The sequence below is a fragment of the Paracoccus indicus genome (assembly GCF_003056335.1).
GTDB lineage: Bacteria > Pseudomonadota > Alphaproteobacteria > Rhodobacterales > Rhodobacteraceae > Paracoccus > Paracoccus indicus.
Genome location: NZ_PYWA01000006.1, coordinates 35,578 through 54,305, shown reverse-complemented (window position 1 = coordinate 54,305; position 18,728 = coordinate 35,578). Strand labels below are relative to the sequence as shown.

17 protein-coding genes and 1 riboswitch are annotated in these 18,728 nt (G+C 65.2%); of the genes, 4 read left to right on the top strand and 13 right to left on the bottom strand.

Annotated features, from left to right (window positions below; all coding sequences use genetic code 11):
* Positions 1-10 precede the first annotated feature (10 nt).
* The 4 genes from DDE75_RS11050 to DDE75_RS11035 all read left to right on the top strand — a co-directional run bounded on the left by DDE75_RS11050 (position 11) and on the right by DDE75_RS11035 (position 5,293).
* On the top strand, positions 11-1,252 hold the full coding sequence (locus DDE75_RS11050) for an ABC transporter substrate-binding protein (protein ID WP_108502452.1): 1,242 nt from the start codon (positions 11-13) through the stop codon (positions 1,250-1,252).
* A gap of 58 nt (positions 1,253-1,310) precedes the next feature.
* Positions 1,311-2,780: a polygalacturonase PglA gene (pglA, locus tag DDE75_RS11045; RefSeq protein ID WP_162798999.1), complete on the top strand. Its 1,470-nt coding sequence runs from the start codon at positions 1,311-1,313 to the stop codon at positions 2,778-2,780.
* The gene (locus DDE75_RS11040; protein WP_108502450.1) at positions 2,774-3,868 is read left to right on the top strand and encodes a glycoside hydrolase family 88/105 protein; all 1,095 of its coding nucleotides are present in this window, start codon (positions 2,774-2,776) and stop codon (positions 3,866-3,868) included. The genes pglA and DDE75_RS11040 overlap by 7 nt, the downstream gene beginning before the upstream one ends.
* Before the next feature lie 210 nt (positions 3,869-4,078).
* Positions 4,079-5,293 (top strand): GTP-binding protein, encoded by a 1,215-nt coding sequence (locus DDE75_RS11035; protein ID WP_211659334.1) that lies wholly within the window; start codon positions 4,079-4,081, stop codon positions 5,291-5,293.
* Positions 5,294-5,473: 180 nt separating this feature from the next.
* Here the strand turns inward: DDE75_RS11035 and DDE75_RS11030 are convergent, their stop codons facing one another.
* From DDE75_RS11030 to fmdA, 13 genes are all read right to left on the bottom strand, one after another.
* Positions 5,474-6,235 (bottom strand): ABC transporter ATP-binding protein, encoded by a 762-nt coding sequence (locus DDE75_RS11030; RefSeq protein ID WP_108502448.1) that lies wholly within the window; start codon positions 6,233-6,235, stop codon positions 5,474-5,476.
* Positions 6,232-7,287 (bottom strand): FecCD family ABC transporter permease, encoded by a 1,056-nt coding sequence (locus tag DDE75_RS11025; protein ID WP_418304183.1) that lies wholly within the window; start codon positions 7,285-7,287, stop codon positions 6,232-6,234. The genes DDE75_RS11030 and DDE75_RS11025 overlap by 4 nt, the downstream gene beginning before the upstream one ends.
* Positions 7,284-8,285: an ABC transporter substrate-binding protein gene (locus DDE75_RS11020; RefSeq protein WP_108502447.1), complete on the bottom strand. Its 1,002-nt coding sequence runs from the start codon at positions 8,283-8,285 to the stop codon at positions 7,284-7,286. The genes DDE75_RS11025 and DDE75_RS11020 overlap by 4 nt, the downstream gene beginning before the upstream one ends.
* Before the next feature lie 151 nt (positions 8,286-8,436).
* A riboswitch (cobalamin riboswitch) is annotated at positions 8,437-8,654 on the bottom strand.
* 83 nt (positions 8,655-8,737) lie between these two features.
* Positions 8,738-9,262 carry a porin family protein gene (locus tag DDE75_RS11015; RefSeq protein WP_162798998.1) on the bottom strand — a complete coding sequence of 175 codons (525 nt, stop codon included), beginning with the start codon at positions 9,260-9,262 and terminating at the stop codon, positions 8,738-8,740.
* A gap of 438 nt (positions 9,263-9,700) precedes the next feature.
* Positions 9,701-10,198 carry a CYTH domain-containing protein gene (locus DDE75_RS11010; RefSeq protein ID WP_162798997.1) on the bottom strand — a complete coding sequence of 166 codons (498 nt, stop codon included), beginning with the start codon at positions 10,196-10,198 and terminating at the stop codon, positions 9,701-9,703.
* 72 nt (positions 10,199-10,270) lie between these two features.
* On the bottom strand, positions 10,271-10,663 hold the full coding sequence (locus DDE75_RS11005; RefSeq protein WP_108502444.1) for an NUDIX hydrolase: 393 nt from the start codon (positions 10,661-10,663) through the stop codon (positions 10,271-10,273).
* Positions 10,656-11,150: a CYTH domain-containing protein gene (locus DDE75_RS11000; protein WP_108502443.1), complete on the bottom strand. Its 495-nt coding sequence runs from the start codon at positions 11,148-11,150 to the stop codon at positions 10,656-10,658. The genes DDE75_RS11005 and DDE75_RS11000 overlap by 8 nt, the downstream gene beginning before the upstream one ends.
* A 4-nt stretch (positions 11,151-11,154) precedes the next feature.
* Positions 11,155-11,916, bottom strand: a complete 762-nt coding sequence (locus tag DDE75_RS10995) for a ParA family protein (protein ID WP_108502442.1) — start codon at positions 11,914-11,916, stop codon at positions 11,155-11,157.
* A 1-nt stretch (position 11,917) separates the two neighbouring features.
* On the bottom strand, positions 11,918-13,447 hold the full coding sequence (locus DDE75_RS10990) for a CHAD domain-containing protein (protein WP_108502441.1): 1,530 nt from the start codon (positions 13,445-13,447) through the stop codon (positions 11,918-11,920).
* Positions 13,444-13,659 (bottom strand): hypothetical protein, encoded by a 216-nt coding sequence (locus tag DDE75_RS10985; RefSeq protein ID WP_170310945.1) that lies wholly within the window; start codon positions 13,657-13,659, stop codon positions 13,444-13,446. The genes DDE75_RS10990 and DDE75_RS10985 overlap by 4 nt, the downstream gene beginning before the upstream one ends.
* A 304-nt stretch (positions 13,660-13,963) precedes the next feature.
* Positions 13,964-16,516: a Hint domain-containing protein gene (locus DDE75_RS10980; protein WP_108502440.1), complete on the bottom strand. Its 2,553-nt coding sequence runs from the start codon at positions 16,514-16,516 to the stop codon at positions 13,964-13,966.
* 571 nt (positions 16,517-17,087) lie between these two features.
* Positions 17,088-17,420: an FmdB family zinc ribbon protein gene (locus DDE75_RS10975; protein WP_108502684.1), complete on the bottom strand. Its 333-nt coding sequence runs from the start codon at positions 17,418-17,420 to the stop codon at positions 17,088-17,090.
* A 62-nt stretch (positions 17,421-17,482) separates the two neighbouring features.
* On the bottom strand, positions 17,483-18,718 hold the full coding sequence (gene fmdA / locus DDE75_RS10970) for a formamidase (protein WP_108502439.1): 1,236 nt from the start codon (positions 18,716-18,718) through the stop codon (positions 17,483-17,485).
* Positions 18,719-18,728: the final 10 nt, after the last annotated feature.

Genomic DNA, 18,728 nt, shown 5'->3' with positions numbered 1-18,728 from the left:
GGGGAACCCGATGAAGCTGTTGACCACGACGATCCTTGCGACCGGCCTGCTGGCTGGCGCGGTGCAGGCCGAAGACCTGCGCATGTCATGGTGGGGCGGCGACGCCCGCCACGCCCAGACACAAGAGGCGCTGGCCGTCTGCGGCGAAAAGCACGGCCATGCCGTCGCCGCCGAATTCACCGGATGGGCGGGCCACCAGGAACGCATCACCACCCAGATCGCAGGCCGGACCGAGGCCGACATCATGCAGATCAACTGGCCGTGGCTGCCGCTCTTCTCGCCCGATGGGACGGGGTTCGCCGATCTGCGCGATCATGCCGACACGATCGACCTGTCGCAATGGACCGACGAGCAGCTGGCCGGAGGAGAGATGAACGGCGTCTTGAACGGCCTGCCCGTGGCCGAGACGGGGCCGGTCTATTTCTTCAACAAGACCGTCTTCGATGCCGCAAACCTGCCGCTGCCCTCGACCTGGGACGAGGTCCGCGCCGCGGCGGGCAAGCTGGGCGATGGCGTCATGCCCTTCGAGGCGCAGGGGTTGAACGCGATCTTCCTCGTCTCGACCACGGTGACGCAGATGACGGGCAAGGATCTGATCGACCCCGAAACCACCACCGTCGCCTGGACCCCCGAGGAACTGGCCGCGGGCATCCGCTTCTATCTGTCGCTGGTCGAGGATGGCACCATCCGCAGCTGGCAGCAGGTCGCCTCGGAAGGCAACATCGAGCTGTTCGAGATGCGCCCCTGGGCCGAGGGCCGGATCGCGGGCACCTACGAATGGGACTCGGCCTATGCCAAATACGCCGATCCGCTTGGCGATCAGGAACTGGTCCCGGTGCCGATGCTGCAGGTCGAGGGCGCGGTGAACGACGGCACCTATCGCAAGCCCTCGATGCTGTTCGCGATCTCGGCGCGGTCGCAGCACCCCAAGGCCGCCGCCCAGATCATCGACTGCCTGCTGAACGATCCCGATGCCATCGACATCCTGTCGGATTCGCGCGGCATCCCCGCCAGCCGCACCGCCGCCGAACGTCTGACCGCCGAAGGTCTGATCGACGCCAATGTCGTCGCGGCCCACGACCTGGTGCAGCAGGGACAGGGGCCGGTGCCCTCGCCCCTGAGCGAACACCCCAAGGTGCGCGGCATCTTCGGCGACTACCTCGAGGCGGTCGCCTATGACCAGATCGGCCCCGATGACGCCGCAGCCGAGATGATCGACGAGATCGACCGCGCCCTGCGCAGCTTCCGCTGATCCCCGTCACGCCATGATCCGGCGGCCCCGCGCCGCCGGACCCCGCAAGGAGCATCCGATGACATTGCATCTCGTGGCGGCGACGCCGCGCTCGGTCGCCCTGCGCCTGTCGGTGCCGGGGGGGCTGTATCACCTGCCCCGACCGCTGGACTGGCATCTGACCGGACCGGATCTGGACCGTCGCGGCACGACCGACCGCGTGGTGACGCCCTTCCACGACCTGCCCCCCGGCACCCCCCTGCGCATTGCGGTTCAGGGTTTCGCGCCCATGATGCTGACCACCCCGCCCTGCGCGGGGGCGGTCACGCTGCGCGATCCCACCCGCGCCCAAGCGATGCTGGACGCACTGCCCGATGGCGGCACGCTGATCGTGCCTGCGGGGCGCTGGCAGGTCGCGCCGCTGCTGATCCCGTCGCACCGCCATCTCTATCTGGCCGAGGGGGCAGAGCTGGCCGCCCCCGACCATCGCGACGGCTGGCCTCTGCTGGACCCCACCCAGGGCGGCAGCTGGGAGGGTCTGCCCGAGACCTGCCACCGCGCCATCCTGACCGCGCTGGAAGCCCGCAACATCACCATCGCCGGACCGGGCCGCATCGACGGCGGCGGGTCGCGCGGCGACTGGTGGTCATGGCCCAAGGACACCCACAACGGCGCACGCCGCGCAAGGCTGCTGCATCTGGTCGGCTGTCAGGGCGTCACCGTCCTTGGCCCGACCGTCGCCAACTCGCCCAGCTGGACGATCCACCCCTATCGCTCGCGCGACCTGACCTTCGCGGCCATGACCGTCGAAAACCCACCCGACAGCCCCAATACAGACGGGCTGAACCCCGAAAGCTGTCAGGGCGTCACCATCGAGGGCCTGCGCTTTTCGACCGGCGACGATTGCATCGCCATCAAGGCGGGCAAGCGGCGCGACGACGGCAATGGCGATCACCTTGCCCCCACCCGCAACATCACCATCCGCCACTGCCTGATGGAGCGGGGCCACGGCGGCGTCGTCATCGGATCCGAGATGTCGGGCGGCGTCACCGATGTCCATGTCAGCCATTGTCGCATGGCGCAGACCGACCGTGGCCTGCGCATCAAGACCCGCCGCGGGCGGGGCGGAGAGGTGGCCCGCATCACCCTCGCCGATTGCCACATGACGGATGTCGATACGGTGCTGGCCATCAACGCGCATTACTTTTGCGACCATGACGGCCATGACCTGCAGGTCCAGTCCCGCGCCCACTTGCCCGTCACGCCGCTGACCCCGCAGATCCGCGACATCACCGTGACGCGCCTGCATGCCGAAGGGGTGCGGCTGGCCGTGGCCGCCTGCCTCGGTCTGCCCGAGGCACCGGTGCAGGGCGTCACCCTGCGCGACGTCACGGCCAGCTTCGCCCCCGCGCCGCCCGCGCCCCCGCTGATGGCCGACGGCATCATGCCCGTTAGCGGCGCCTTCATCCTGGCCGAGCATTGCGCCATCGACGCCCCGCCAGACCTGCCCCACGGCCCCCTGACCGCCAAGGATTTCATGCCATGCTGAGCTATTTCGACGCCTATGCCACCCGATACCGCCCCTACAAGGGCGGCGCCTGGTGCTATGAAGACGGCTGCATCTATCGCGGTCTGGAACTGCTGTTCGAGGCGACAGGCGAGGACCGCTGGCGCGACCACCTGCTGCGGCTGGCGCAGGCGCAAATCGACCCCGACGGCCGGTTGGCGAATTACGACCCCACGGATTACAACATCGACAACATCCTTTCGGGGCGGGTCCTCTTCGCGCTGGACCGCTGGACGGGCGATCCGCGATGGATGCGTGCGGCAGGGCGCTTGGGCGAACAGCTTGCGAACCACCCCCGCACGGCGGGCGGCAGCTATTGGCACAAGCGCATCTATCCGCATCAGGTCTGGCTGGACGGGCTGTACATGGGGCTGCCGTTCCAGATCCAGCTGGGGCAGCAGCAGGGCGATCAGCGGCTGGTGCAGGATGCGGTGTCGCAGCTGCGCGACGCGCTGACGATGACGGCGCGGCCCGACGGGCTTTACGCCCACGGTTGCGACACATCAGGCGCGCAGGACTGGGCCGATCCCGTGACGGGGCAATCTCCATCGGCATGGGCGCGCGCGCTTGGCTGGCAGGCGATGGCGCTGGTCGATACCGCCCATTTGGTCGGCCAGGATGCTTTCGCCGCCGCAGGGCTGGCACGTCCGACGCGCGACCTGCTGACGCGCATCATCAGTCTGCAACGCCCGGATGGCGGCTGGCTGCAGGTGATCGACCAACCGCAGCTGCCCGGCAATTATACCGAAAGCTCGGCCTCGGCGATGTTCGCCTATGCGCTGCATGCCGCGAAGGACCTGCCCGGGGCCGTCGGTGCCGCCGATCGCGCGATGGCTTTCCTGGCATCGCGCCTGCAGCACGACGGCGCGGGCGCGGGGTTCGGCGGTATCTGCCTTGTGGCGGGTCTGGGCGGTTTCTCAGGCGTCTATCGCGACGGCACCCCCGGCTATTACCTGACCGAGCCGGTGGTGGCCGATGACGCCAAGGGCACCGGCCCCTTGATGATGGCAGTTGCCAGCCGTCAACTTGCCGCCATGAGCAGTGATGCCGAAGGGGTCGGACCCGAATGATCATGGGTCCGGACCCCATGCCTGCGGCTCTTTCCGGCAGCGTCAAGACGTCCGCGCAACCTGACGGAGGGCCCGGCCCACCTGCGACCACCCCGAGATGACCTTGTTCGAACGGTCCCACCGCAAGCCAGGATCGTCATGCGTACCCCCACTGGACGGCAGCAATATTGTTATGTTATTACATCTTAGATCCGCAAAAGGGGACGAATGATGTCACAAGATACCCGCCTGCCCGTCACCGTACTTTCCGGCTTTCTGGGCGCTGGAAAAACCACGCTGCTGAACGGCGTCCTCAACAACCGCGAAGGGCTGCGCGTTGCCGTCATCGTCAACGACATGTCCGAGGTGAACATCGACGCCGACCTGATCCGCGCCGAGGGGGGCATGTCGCAGACCCAGGAAACCCTGGTCGAGATGTCGAACGGCTGCATCTGCTGCACCCTGCGCGAGGATCTGCTGGTCGAGGTTCGCCGCTTGGCGCAGGCCGGGCGCTTCGACTATCTACTGATCGAATCCACGGGGATCAGCGAACCCCTGCCCGTCGCCACCACCTTCGAATTTGCCGATGAAACCGGCAACAGCCTGTCGGATGTCGCACGGCTGGACACGATGGTCACCGTGGTCGACGCGGTGAACCTGACGGCCGACTTCTCCAGCCACGACTTCCTCTCGGACCGGGGCGAGGTCATGGGCGAGGGCGATGCCCGCACGCTGGTCGATCTGCTGACCGACCAGATGGAGTTCGCCGATGTGATCGTGCTGAACAAATGCGCCGATGCCGGTGCGACCCGTGTCGATGCGGCACGCAAGATCATCCGCGCGCTGAACGCCGATGCGCGCATCATCGAGACCGATCACAGCCGCGTGGCACCGCGCGACATCCTGAACACCGGCCTTTTCGATTTCGATCGCGCCCATACCCACCCCATGTGGGCCAAGGAACTCTACGGCCACGCCGACCATACGCCGGAAACCGAGGAATACGGCGTCGCCAGCTTCGTCTATCGCGCCCGCCTGCCCTTCGAACCGCGCAAGATCCACGAGCTGCTGAACGGCCCCCTGCCCGGCGTGATCCGCGCCAAGGGGCACTTCTGGGTCGCCACCCGTCCCGATTGGGTGGCCGAATTCTCGCTTGCCGGGGCGCTGTCCACGATTCGTCCCCTGGGGCAATGGTGGGCCTCGGTCCCGCAGGATCGCTGGCCCACCCACCCCGAGGGACGCGCCTATCTGGACGCGCATTGGTCCGAACCCTTCGGCGACCGGAGGCAGGAGCTGGTCTTCATCGGCACCGGCATGGATGAGGACCGCATCCGCGCCCGCCTCGACGCCTGCCTTCTGGGCGAGGAATGGGGCAACCATCCCGCAGGCTGGACCGCCCTGCCTGACCCCTTCCCCGCCTGGCGGCGCAGCCCCGAAGCCGCATGACGCAGGGCAAGGGGCGATCCGGCGGCTTGCGATGCCTTGGCCGGATCATCCCCGCGCAGCACCCGAACTCGCACGACGAATGGCGGGTTCGAAATGTTTGCACGCAGGCCGACCATCCTGATTGACCTGCAAACCGAGGTCATCGACGGACAAAAGCAACGCTTGGAAGCGTTCGTCAGCTCAACATGGGTGAAAGCGCAGGACGCGACTGCCGTCATGCGGGTCGATCAGGGCGCTGGCGCGCACGCCGAAGACGCGGGCCAGAAGCGCCGGGTCGAGGACTTTCTCCGGCGACCCTAGCGCCTGCAGCTGGCCGTCCTGCAGCACGGCCAGCCGGTCACAATGCATCGCATGGTTCAGGTCGTGCAGCGCGATCACGACCGCGATGCCAAGGCCGGCGACCAGTTCAAGGATCGACAGTTGGTGCCGGATGTCCAGATGGTTCGTCGGCTCGTCCAGCAGCAGGATCTGCGGGTCCTGAGCCAAGGCGCGCGCGATATGGGCGCGCTGACGTTCGCCTCCCGACAGGGTGGACCAGTCGCGATCGGCCAGATGGCCCAGATCGACACGTCGCAGGGCGCGGTCGACATGGGCATCATCGCGGGCCGACCACGGCCTGAAGGCGTCCAGCCATGGCGTGCGGCCAAGGGCGACCGCATCGCGGACGCTGATGCGGTCCGAGGTCTCGGCGCTTTGCGCGACCAGCGCCATCCGCCGGGCAATCCCACGTTGCGGCATCGCAGCCATCGGCTGCCCGTCCAGCAGCACGCGGCCACGGTCCGGCCGCACCAGCCCCGCCAGAAGACGCAGAAGGGTGGATTTGCCCGAACCGTTCGGCCCGACCAGCCCCAGCACCTGACCGGGACCAACTGTCAGGCTGATGCCGTCCAGCACGTCCCGACCGCGCAGGCTTTGACCCAGATCGATGGCTTGCAGCATCATGATGCGGACCCCGCGCGGATCAGGATGATGGCGAAGGCCGGCGCCCCCACAAGCGCCGTCACGACGCCGATGGGCAGGGTCTGGCCCGGCACCAGCATGCGTGCGATGACATCGGCGGCAATCAGGAAGACCATCCCGATCAGCGCCGAGACCGGCACCAGACGCGCATGCCTGCTGCCGACCAGAAAGCGCGCCGCATGCGGCACCACCAGCCCCACGAAGCCGATGGCCCCGGTGATCGAGACCAGCACCGCCGTCGCCGCCGCCGTCGCAAGGATCAGGATGCCCTGCACCCGCCGCACCGGCACCCCAAGCGAGGCCGCGGATTCGGTGCCGAAGGCAAAGGCGTCCAGCGACCGCACATGCCACAGCGCCGTGACCAAGGCGACCGTCACCGCCGCAGCGGCCAGCCAGACGTCGTCCCATCTGACGCCCGACAGGTTGCCCAGCAGCCAGAACATGATGCCCCGCGCCTGCTCGGCGCTGGCGGAGCGCGCGATGATGAAGCTGGTCAGCGCGTTGAACAGCTGCGACCCCGCAATGCCCGCCAGCACGATCTGCGCGGCACCCCGCGCGCTTGGGCCACCGCCCGAAAGCCGCGCCAGCCCCGCGACCAGCGCGAATGCCGCCAGCGCCCCCAGCAGCGCCCCGACCGACATCGGCAGAAAGGCCGCGCCCAGACCCGCGACGGCGACCAGCACCGCGCCGGTCGAAGCCCCGGCCGAAATGCCCAGAAGATAGGGATCGGCCAGCGCGTTGCGCAGCAGCGTCTGCAGCACCAGCCCCGAGATCGCCAGTCCCGCCCCGCAGGCCCCGGCGACCAGCGCGCGCGGCAGCCGATAGGACCAGATGATCCCCTGATCGATGGGATCGACCGGATAGCCCGCCCCGAAAAGCTGGTTTGCCAGCGCCTGCCAGACCGTCGCGATGGGGATCGGCGTTTCGCCCAAGGCGGCGCCGATCAGGGGCGCCGCCATGATCGGCGCCGCCGCCCAGATCCAACCCGGAGCCCGTGGCCGCCGGATCGCGGCCACGTCGACATGGCCGCTCACCGGGACAGCCCGTCCATGCCCTGGGCCAGCGCTTCCAATCCGTCGATCAGGCGAATGCTGGGATGCATGGCCTCGGCGTCGAGGATGACGATGCGGCCCTCCCTGACGGCGGTCATCTGGCTGGTGACGGGATCGGACTTCAGGAACCGCAGCTTCGCCTCGAAGTCGTCGGCCGGAAAGCGGCGGCGGTCCATGCGGGCGATCACGATCACGGACGGGTCGGCGCGGGCGATCGTCTCCCACCCCACGGTCGGCCATTCCTCGTCCGAGGTTACGACGTTGCGCAGGCCCAACCGATCCAGCATCCACGCGGGAATGCCCATGGCCCCGGCCATATAGGGATCAAGTTCCAGATCCGCCGACGAGAACCAGACCGCCGCCGAGGCATCCGGCAGATCCATCGCCGCCGCACGCCGGACCACCGCCGCCTCGCGGGACTTGAGGTCGGCGATCAGCGCATCGCCGGCATCCTGCGCGTCCATCACCTGCGCCATCTGGTCGATGCCGTCCCACAGGGTCTGGATGTCGAAGGGCGCAAGGCGCGTGCCGTCTGCACCGACAAGGTTGTCCTTGCCTTGGCAATCGGTCGGCATGACATAGGCCGGAATGCCCAGATCGGCGAACTGCTGGCGCGTACCGACCGCGCCCTGTTCACCGATCATCCATTCGAACATGGTCGGAACGAAGCCGGGGCGCTCGGCGACCACCCCCTCGAAGCTGGGAGTATTGTCGCTGATCCGCGCGACCTTCGCGTCCTGCTCCCCGAAACGCGGCAGGACATCGTTGAACCACAATGCGGTGCCCGCCATGCGGTCGGCCTGCCCGAGGGCATAGAGGATCTCGGTCGTGGTCTGCCCGATCGAGACGACGTTGTCGGGGCGTGCCGGAAAGGTCAGCCCGTGCCCGCAATTGTCGATGATCAGGGGATATTCGGTCGGCGCAGCCAATGCGGCAGGCGCTGCCAGCGCGATCAGCGCGGCCAAGGTCAGTCGGTTCATGGTCGTCCTTCATCATGCGAAGGACGGGGCAGAAGAAGGCGCATCGGCAGGGCAAGGGCTGTGGCCTTGGCCTCTGCCGCGTCAAGCGGTCAAGCTGGATCATTGCCGGGGTTCGGCGCATGCGGTCTTTCTCCGGGGCACCCCGCCCGGGTTGGTTTCGATCATGATGGCAGGTCTCCTGACTCGCGGATCGCGGCCTTCCCCGCCTTCCCGGCGCGTGCAGCGCCAGTGGCATCATGGGGTCGGCTCACCGCTTACAGTTGCGGGGGCAGTCGTGGATTTGGCGCCTGATGGCTACACCGCACCACGTTCCCTTTTCACCCGGTCGGAGCCTTGGCCGACACGGGAACCATCGCGAACCGTCATGACCGGAAATGCCGCGGCGGTCAATCCGACCGACCGCGTTTGGGCATGCCCGCGAAGACAGATCATCCCGTCCGTTCGACCGACGCTCAGAACCGCCAGGACATTCGCAGGTTGCCGCTCCAGGCGTCGGCATCGATCCCGCTGTCACCGATGTCCGAGAAGTTGTGCTCCAACAGTTCAAGGCTGACGTTGGCCCTTGGACTGAAGGCATAGGCCGCGCCGATGCCGTAGAAGCCGCCCCATTCGTCGCCCAGCCCATCGACATCGACCTGCGCTGCACCCGCGGCGACATAGACCAATGCCTGGCCGAAATCATAGCCGGCGGTGGCCTTCAGGCGCATCACGCGATCGACTGTTATGGCGCCGGGAACCAGTTCGATATCCGTCCAGTCGTGTTCGAATTCGCCGCCCACGACCCATTGTCCGGCATCATACCGGTATCCGGCGTGCAGGCCGTACGAGGTGTCGCTTTCCTTGACGCCGTCGACGCTGGTATCAACCTCGATCTTCCCGATACCGGCGCCGGCATAGAACCCCGTCCAATCCTGGGCCAAGGCCGGGACCGTCATCAGCGCCAGACATCCGGCGGCCGTCAAAAGATGCTTCTTCATGGTAACCTCCCCTTTGCTGCCGATCATGCCACTGCATGGAAATTCAGGACCGCAAGGAACGCGTGTCCCATGTCCCATCATACCATGTTTCCGTAGCGGCAGCGCGGGAAATTGACGATAGGGTTAGTTCTTGCAGTGCCGCGCCAACCGATATGCCAAGGCAGTCAGCCCGCATCATTGACAGTCTGGAAAATTCGCGATGCCCACGCAGACCATCCATCGTCCGACAGACATCTGTTCAGCGCGCGGTCGGTGCCCGTCGGGCATCGGTCTTCGACAAGGAGGCAGGCACCCTGAACCTTCCGACCACCGGCATCGGAAAAAAACCGAACCACCCGCGGCGGTCATGTCATCTTTCCACCGCCGAACCACGCGTGTCGACCTGTCGGGTCGGACGCATGCCCCAACCGCACCGGGACCAGAACCAGCTTCGGACCATCAGCTGCCGGTCAGGAACTCGGTCAGCTCGAAGCCGTCCGCATGCATCGCGCGCGCCAGCTGGGCCGAGCTGTATCGGCTGTCGTGGGTGATCTCGGGGCCCGCCCAGCTGGGACGGCAGAAATCGTGCTGCTCGTGTGGCAGTTCGACATCGCAGGTGACCAGCCCCGACAGGGGACCGAAATATTCGTCCACCTCCCACAGAAGCCCCGCGAACAGAACCTCGTGTCGGCGCTTCTCCAACCCCGGAGAGCTGGGCAGTTCGGCGATCATGTCCCGGGCCTGATCGGGCGACAGGTCGAAGTGGAACTCGCTGCGCGAGACGCCGGTGCGGTTGCCCTTGACGGTCAGCGTCGCCTTGCCGTCGCAATCCCGGATGCGCGCCTTGCCCGTCTCGAACCGTGCAATCAGATAGTCCTTGATCAGATGCGACCTGGAAACCTGGCCACGCCAGTCGTCCCCAAGGACAAGGAACTTTCGTTCGATCTCGATGGCCAATGGAAACCTCTTTGGTCTGGGGCCTTGGCAGAAACCGCCGGTCGTCGGGTCCGGCTTGCGGTCTACCAGCGGCTAGCCCTTCTTGCCAACCAGATCGCGCAGTCCCTTCCGCATGCCCGGGCATTGCAACAGGTTCGCAGCCGCGGCAGCCGAGATCACGATCCTGTCGCGCTTGCGCATTTCGGGCCAACGCTTCAGCACCTTGGTCACGCGCATCTGGTAGAGCGTCAGATGGATCTTCTTGCCACCCCTGCGGCAGATGACGACCGTCTTGTGCTTGGAATGGACCCGCCCCCTCAGGCCGGCCTCCTCATAGGCTTCGCGCCGGGCCGAGTCGCGCCCCGACATGCCCGGAATGCGGCGTCCCTTGGGGTGGATCCATTCCTTCCCGTCAGGTCGGCTGACCAGGACGATCTTCTTCGTGCCAGGCAACCGGCAGATGACTCCATAGCGTTTCTCAGGCATCGGGAAGGTCCTTCACGAAAGACGCCCCGGAAATCGCCAGGGACTTGTTGCCGAACCGCTTGTCCAGGCTGACATCGCGACCGAACCAGTCGGGCGGGGTGAACGCCTCGGCCTGCTGCGCCGAGGCGAATTCGACCTCGACCACGGCCAGCGGCTCCAGATCGCCGGCAAAGACGTCCAACTCGAAGGTCAGCCCGTCGTCCAGCGGGCCGGTCCACCGCGTCTTCTCGATCCGCCGTCCTTCGGTCTGCGGCCACAGCGTGTCGAACTGCCTGCCGTCGATCTCGATCTCGCGCTCACCGCGGATGATGCCGCTGCCGGTCTTCACGCAGAGCACGAAACGATCGTCGGACTGGCGCAGCCGGACCTCGACCGAGTCCTCGGGGACGGTCAGATAGCCCTGGCGCAGCGAGGACCGGCTGGCTGTCGACAGGTCGGGCATCGTCGCCACCAGGAACTTGCGTTCGATCTCGATCGCCTTCGTCATGACATCAATCCTTGTTCAGCCGCTGCTGCAATTCCCGGAACACGTCCCTGTAGGCCTTTGCCGATGGACGATCTGGTGCAAAGGCCAGCAGCGGCGCGCGGTTGACGCCCATCCGTTCGACATCGGTCGCAAAGGGCAGGACCGCGTCCAGCATTCGCTTGGGATAGGCTTCGCGCATGCGGGTCATGGTTTCACCGTGAAGCGCCTTCTGGCGCTGGACCATCGAGAAGAACGCCGCGATCTGCTTTTTTGACACCTTCAGCGCGTCCTGACCCTCGACGAATTCCAGCAGCTGTTCGAAAGTCCGTTCGGACAGGGTGGTCGGAATGACCGGCACCACGATCAGGTCCGCCGCCTGCAACACGCTTTCCGACAGGGTCGAGATGTTCGGCGGGCAGTCCAGAACGATGATGTCATAGTCTGCGCCGACGGCCTTCATCGCCTTCTTCAGGCGCGACCGGCTGTTCTTCATCCGCGACAGGAAGATGTCGAAATCGCGGAAGGTCATGTTGGCCGGCAGGATGTCCAGGTTTTCATAGTCGCTGCCGCGGATGGCCTTGGCCACCTGCTTGCTTTCTTCGAAGAAGGCCTCGTTCTGCAGCTTCTGGGATGGCTTCACCCGGAAATAGAAGCTGGCGGCCCCCTGCGGGTCCAGGTCGCACAGCAGCACCCGGTTGCCCGCCTCGGCAAAGGCATAGGCCAGGTTGACCGAGGCCGCCGTCTTCCCGACGCCCCCCTTGTTCGAATAGCACGCGACGATCTTCATCTCAGGTTTCCTTGTCGTGGAACAACGATCCGAACCGCGAGCGGATCTCGGGACCGTCGAATTTCGAGAAGCTGGTCATGATCCGCGCGCGCTCCTCCTTTTGGCGCTCGTGCAGAACCGCGATCAGGGCACCGATGCTTTGTGCCAATGCAAGATCCCGCTTGTGACCAAGCGGTTCGTGTCGGTCCAGAAAGTCCTGCAGGAACGCCTGCTGCACCGAATAGTCGTTGAAAAGGCCCAAGTTGTCCTGCAGCCGCTTCAGGGGCTTCAGGACCGGCTTCACCGCCGACGCCGGATAAAGCGGCGCGAAGAATTCCATCAGGTAGCGCAGCTTCTTGCACAGGATGCGCAGTTCATGGACCTGTTCGTCGGGGGTATCGGCCGTGATCGTCCGGGCAAGGCGGCAGACCTTGCGGTATCGCTTCCAGATCAGCCGGCTGCCGAAATCGCCGATGCCGACATGGGCCTCGGGGCCTTGGCCCGCCCTGTCGGGATCCTCGACTGCGGCCTGGAATGCACGGATCATGTTGTCGTAGTCATCGCTGGCAAGGCGGGCCGACAAGCTGCGATGGGCCTTGCGGCGTTCCTTGCGGAACATGCCGAACATCAGTTCCAGACCATCGTGCAGGGTTTCGGGCAGCATCGCGAAATAATCGTCCTGCGCCAGCAGATAGACGTCCAGATCCCGCAGCCGACCCGTCGGGGCCATCAGTTCGGAGGCGGCGCCCTTGAACGCCGCCGTCGCGTCATCCGAATAGGCACCCTTGAACAGGCTCAGGACCGAGCGGACCTTTCGCAGGGCCACACGATAGTCGTGCAGGAATTCGGTATCATGGTCGGCGATGATGCCGGTCTCGTTCAGGCGCGCCACGCGCAGATAGGCGGCGATGATCCGGTTCGCGGTGTGCCAGGCGGTATCATCCGCGGTGATCGCGACATCGGGCTTGGCATCATATCGGGGCTGATCGGGAAACAGCATGTCGGCAAGGTTCGACGCACCCGTCGGCGCATTCTCCGCCACGGCGGCAAGATGGGCGCGCAACCAGTCCATCGCCTTGTCATAGCCTCGCAACGGCTGCAGATCGGTGATCGTGATCGCCTGACCGTCCCCCTCGGGGGAAAGCGTCGTCAGCCGCGCGCGGGCCAGCGTCTTGTCATCGTCATCCCTCACCCAGATATCGCGATGGCTGATGGTTCCGGCACCCGTGCTCAGCAGGCTGCGCAGGCGCGGAGCGTGCTGCAACGCGGATTTCACCGGCCCATCATCAAGGTCGTCGACGAACCTGTGTTTTGGCAATGCATCCTGCGACGCCACATGGTCGCCCCCCGACAGCACGGTCAACCGCTTGCCGGACCGCAACAGCAATTGATCCGCCTGGCGGACCGAGCCGACATGCGTGTCCAGAACCTCGAAGGCGGCGGTGTCGCCATCGCTGCGCACCTCAAGGCGCAGGGGCTCGATCCCTGTGGTCAGATCGGCATCGGGCAAATCGCCGGTCAGCACCATGATGCTGCGCTGCGGCTGCTTCATGTCTTCTTCGTCCCTGTCTTCTTCAGATAGCCGTTCACCAGATCCTCGATGATTTTCTGCACGCTCGTGTCCTCTTCGATGGCGCGCGTCTTCAGTGCCTTGAGGGTCTTGCGGTGAAGCCGCAGCGACGTGTTCGCCTTTTTGGCGTCGTCGGATTTGGGACTGTCGATCTTGTTTTTCGCCACGCTGCACACCCATTGATATGACGTCATGATGTCACGAATGGGCGACGAACCGCAAGGGCATCAAGTACCCGGATTCATGACAGAAATATGACAGAGCTGAATGGGATGGCGGAGGGAAGGACCGTCGTCGATCGACTTGCAGGCCGGATCAGACGTCCGTGGCGGCACACTGTCAGGGGGCAAACTATTATGGCCCGCCAATGTCCAAAGCGCCGTGGCATGGCGTCCATCGCGACCTCGGCAGGCCGCTGCATCAGCGCCGCAGGTGCGCGGGGGCGGCTGATGGCTGCAAAAGGGCGGTCGCGACGACCGCCCTTTTGCCTTCAGCGCATCACCCGAAAAGGGGCGCGCGGTTCTGCTGGTGACGTTCGGCCAGCTTTTTCATGACCCGGCCCTTTTGCGGGATCAGACGGGCGGGCGCTGCGACGAACTCGGGGTTCTCCAACTCGGGGAACAGGGTGAAGACCTCGCGTTTGGCCTCATCGGACAGCGAACGCATCGCTTCGGTGCCGGTGAACAGGCTTTCCGCGGCCGATCCATTGGCGAAGACGATCTCATGCTGGTCGAAAAGCATGTGGAAGTATTCGACCGAGGTCGCGTCCTCGTCAACGTCGATGCCGTCCAGGATCAACAGCTTGTTGGCCGGGATCAGCACCTCCTGCGTGCCGAACATGCGCTCGGCGATGCTGGACCGGACCAGGATGCGGTGCTGGGGCGAGACGACCAGATCGGCCACCGGCAGCCCCTGGCCCAAAGCACCGGCCCTGATGCGGACCGGACGCAGCTTGGGGTGCTGCTGCAGGTCGATCGCATCAAGCTTGCGGCTGCCGATCCAGCGCAGCGCCTGAAAGCCGCGGTCCATCGTGCGGACCGGATCACCCGCCTGCAGGTCCTCGATCGCGACCTGCCCCGAGGGCGTGTCGATCAGCGAACCGCGCGCAAAGCAGACGACGCCGGTGGTCTCGCCCGCCAGAAGCTGGTTGACGTTGGTATCGTTGATGCCGGTCAGCACGATGCCCTGGTTGGCGGCGAAGGTGGTGTTGTTGCTGTAATCGACCGTCCCGCCGTTCTCGACGCTGTTGGACTGGTTCAGGATCCCGTCGTCCAGAAGGTCGGCACGCATCTCGCCCAGCTTGTCGTAATATTGCGACAGGTCCAGGAAGTCGTTGTCGATCGCATTGCCGTCGCCCAGGGTCTCGCCATTCTGGTTGAAGTCGGTGATCGTGTCCAGGCCGTCACCGACCGCATAGACGAAGCTGTCCGAGCCGCTTCCCCCGGTGATCACATCATCGCCGGTGCCGCCGGTCAGCGTGTCGTTGCCCGTGCCGCCATCCAACGTGTCATTGCCCGTGCCGCCGTCCAGCAGGTCGTTGTCCGCGCCCCCCAGCAGCGTGTCGTTCCCGCCACCGCCGGTGATCGTGTCGTTGCCGGCCAGGCCGACCAGTTCGTTGTCAGACGAGTTGCCGTTGATCTCGTTCGCCGCGCTGTTGCCGCGGACGTTCTCGAAGTTGCGGATGACATACTCGGGGGAGAACCCGATGTTCGTGGCCGAACCATCGTCATTCAACGTGATGCCGATGCCGAATCCGTCCGCGGCAGGCGCGTCGAATGCTATGGTATCCTGCCCGTCACCCCCGTCCAGGATCTCGGGCGTGCCAGGCGTGAAGAAACCGACCTCGGCAAAGTCGTTGCCACCTTCAAGGAAGACCTGATCACTGCCGCTGTCGGTGGCACCGGCGCGCCAGATGTCATCGCCTTCGCCACCGAACACGGTATCGTTGCCGATGCCACCGCCATTCAGGAAGGTGTCATTGCCGTCGCCGCCGCGCATGACGTCCGCGCCGTCACCGCCGTCCAGCGTATCATCGCCTGCCCCGCCAAGCATGCTGTCGTTGCCCGCTCCGCCGACAAGCGAATCCGCACCGATGCCGCCATCCAGGGTGTCGTTGCCCGTACCGCCCGTGATCGTATCGTTGCCCGCGCCACCTTCGGCCAGACCGGCGGTGTTCGACAGCGTCAGCGTATCGTTCCCCGATCCGCCGACGACGTTCTCGAAGCCGCTGATGACGTCGCCCTGCGCCGTCCCGCCCGAAGCGGAGTTGGTGGCAAGGTTGACATTGATGCCTGCGGTATTCTCGGAATAATCCAGCGTATCCGACCCCGCGCCGCCCACAAGACTGTCGGCGCCCGTGCCACCCTGAAGCGTGTCGTTGCCATCCCCGCCCAGAATGGTGTCGTTGCCGCCGCCACCCTCGATAGAGTCATTCCCCGCCCCGCCCGAGATATAGTTGGCGTTGCCGTCGATGGCGGGCACGGTCGCATTGCTGTTCAACAGATCCGTGAAGCCGACGTTCATCGTGTCGTTGCCGGCGGATCCATCTATCACGGGAACAAGTTCGTTCGGATCCCGATCGGCCGCCATCACCGACACATTCCCGTTCGCTGGCGGAGTGTATGTGCCGAAGGTCAACGATTGGATCGGCTTGGCTTCCAACGCGTTCTGCGACGCATCCTGCGTGACCGACGGCACCAGGTACAGCTGAAGATCGGTGCTTTGCATGACCCGACCCGAAATCGTGGCGGTCGTGCCATCGGCATAGGTCAGCGTCACGGGAATGACGGCAAAAGCCTCGACCGTCTGGACTGCTCCGCCGTTGATCGAGAACTGGTTGAGATCGCCCCTTCCATCGTAGACCGCCGAACCACCCGTTCCGGTCGGTCCGTTTCCTGCGGGCGCGAAGGTCTGGATCCTGTTGTAAAGCGGGATGCCCGCGCTGCCGAACGTCTGGTTGTTCAGCAAGGGCGCATTTTCGGGCTGACCACCCTCTGTTGCATCAAGGTTGGTGAAACTGCCAAGATTGATAACGTTGAAGGTGGTTGCCATGTCATGTTCCCTGAAAGAAGAGTTGTGGAGGGTAGTTCGCGCGGGGGGAAATGGATTTAACCAAGATTAACCGTCCCATAACATCAGATACGTTCAATTTGAAGTTTAGTTTCGCCTTAAGTTTCCAGTATGCATGAGAACGTCACGTACCCGTGATAATGGGCGGATATCCGCCATCCCGGGCGGGATTGCCGGCAAGTTCAGCAGCATAGGCAATCGGCACAAGCGCTTATGTGCATGCAAATCATGCTGATTACGCGTATTCTGGGCGCCGTGCCGAGGGATGCCGCGATGCCCCTGCCCGCACCTCGCCACCTCCTGAACAGCATCGACATCCATGCGGAATCGCACAACCCTGCGTTGCAATGGCATTCCCCCGAAGTATGGCCGAACGGATCGCCAATGCACCGATCCGGCCTTGCCGGTCGCCGGATCATCGCCCAGCTTACGTGCGCCATTGCTGCGGGAACAGGCCGCAGGGGTCTCTGCCATGGGCGGCAAACAGGGGACCTTTGAAAACGGGCAAAAGGCCGGTCACCGACCGGCCTGCGTCACGCCCTTTCGTCATCGCTCAGTGAGAGATCATCCAGGGTCGCGTACCGGTCAGCGACTTCGACCCGTCCGGGCGGTGCAGCGTGCGGCTGGCCTTCTTCTTGCCGCCCGAACAGCAGCCGCATCCGGGGCCGTGACTGCTGAGACGCTTGGGGCTGTCGGCGCTGCGTTCGTTGGTGGCAAAGGCAGTGCGGCGGCCCCCGTCCATCTTGGCCAACCGCGGTGCGGTCAGCAGCACGCGGGGTGCACGCGTCGCGCAGGCGGGGCAATCGCAGGGATCGGCAAAGGCCGACATCGGGGCAAGCGCCTCGAAGGGGCCGCATTGGGGGCAGGCGTAATCATAGACGGGCATGGGGCTTTCCTTCCATTTCGGGGCGGATGGGGCCGCGCGATCCCCCGCGCGGCCCGGCTGCATCACAGATCGTGGGCGATGGGCATGTCGACCGAGCCGTCGACCAGCCTGGTCGGACCGTCGACCGAGGGCATCAGCGCCGAGCCGTTCTCGAAGATGTCGGTGGGCAGCCACAGCGTCGCGCAGGCGTTCGGCACATCGACCACCCCCGAGATATGCCCCTGCACCGGCGCCGTCCCCAGGATCGAATAGGCCTGCGCGCCGGAATAGCCGAACTTCTTCAGATACTCGATCGCGTTCAGGCAGGCCTGCCGATAGGCGACATGCACGTCCAGGTAATGCTGCTTGCCGCCCTCGTCGACGCTAATGCCTTCGAAGATCAGGAAGTCGTCGTATTTGGGCACGATGGGCGAGGGGCGGAAGATCGGGTTACGGATGGCGTATTTCTCCATCCCGCCCTTGATCAGGCTGACGCGGATGTGCAGCCAGCCTGCCATCTCGATGGCGCCGCAGAAGGTGATCTCGCCGTCGCCCTGGCTGAAGTGCAGATCGCCCATCGAAAGGCCCGCACCGTCGACATAGACCGGGAAATAGATCTTGGACCCGCGGCTGAGGTCCTTGATGTCGCAATTGCCGCCGTGTTCGCGCGGCGGCACCGTGCGCGCACCTTCGGCGGCGGCCTTGTCGCGGGCCTCACCCTTCAGCTTGCCCATATGGGCCGATTGCGTGGTGGGCAGGTTCGCAAGCCCCGGCACGCGGTCGGGATCGGTCGCGACCAGCCCCTTCTCACGCTCGTTCCACATGTCCAGCATCTTGCGGTCGGGCAGGCAGCCGATCAGGCCCGGATGGATCAGCCCCGCATAGCGCACGCCGGGGATGTGACGCGACCGGGTGAACATCCCCTCGAAGTCCCAGATCGACTTCTGGGCCGAGGGGAAGTGATCGGTCAGGAAGCCGCCGCCGTTCTGCTTGGAAAAGAAGCCGTTGAAGCCCCAGTTCATCTCCTCTTTCGCGCCGATGTCCAGGATGTCGACGACCAGCAGGTCGCCCGGCTCGGCACCCTTCACGCCGATGGGGCCGGACAGATAGTGGACCTGTTCCAGTTCCACGTCGCGCACGTCCGAGGCATCGTCATTGTTGCCGATCTGACCGCCGGTCCAGTCGTAGGTCTCGACCTTGAAGTCGTCGCCCGGTTCGACCCAGCAGGCCATGGGGATGTCGCAATGCCAGCGGTTGTGGACGGCTTCGTTGGTATGGGGGTTCTCGCTCAGATTGACGGAAATCAGCGTGTCGGCCATGGCGGGCCTC